Origin of the sequence: Arthrobacter sp. Hiyo1, from assembly GCF_001263615.2 — a bacterium.
GTDB lineage: Bacteria > Actinomycetota > Actinomycetes > Actinomycetales > Micrococcaceae > Arthrobacter.
This window is the reverse complement of sequence record NZ_DF952477.1, coordinates 95,698-96,277: the sequence shown is the minus strand read 5'-3', so window position 1 is coordinate 96,277 and position 580 is coordinate 95,698. Positions and strand designations below refer to the sequence as shown.

Here is a 580-nt window from a genome sequence, read left to right as displayed (position 1 = left end):
CCGACGACATCACCGCCGCGTTCGAGCTGCTCGTGAAGCCGCACCACGCGCTTGTCTCGAAGATCCTGCCGGGGATGCGGGAGCGGCGCTGGGGACGGATCCTTGCCATCGGATCCAGCGGCGTTGTGGCACCCCTGCCCAACCTTGCCGTCTCCAACACGGGCCGCGCAGCATTGGCGGGCTACCTCAAAACCCTTGCGGCGGAAGTGGCTCTCGACGCCGTCACGGTCAACATGATCTTGCCGGGACGCATCGCCACCGATCGCGTCGCCGAACTGGACCGGGCGGCGGCCAAGCGCCGTGGCACCACGCCCGAGGAAATCCAACTCGAATCCCGCAAGACCATTCCGGCCAGACGCTACGGCGAACCGGAGGAGTTCGGCGCCGCCGCTTCTTTCCTCTGCAGCGCCCCCGCTTCCTACATCACCGGCGTCGCGCTTCGCTGCGACGGGGGCCTGATCCGGAGCCTCTAGGTCCGGCCGTCCTCCCGAACAGCCCGAACACCCAATCCCAACCGCTAAGCCAAAGGATGACCATGACTTCCACCGCCACCGAATCGGCAACGTCCGCCCGACAGGAT

1 protein-coding gene is annotated in these 580 nt (G+C 66.9%); it reads left to right on the top strand.

The features are described from left to right. A partial coding sequence (locus AHiyo1_RS21840) for an SDR family oxidoreductase (RefSeq protein WP_113990740.1) occupies positions 1-473 on the top strand: 473 nt, incomplete at its 5' end. Positions 474-580: the final 107 nt, after the last annotated feature.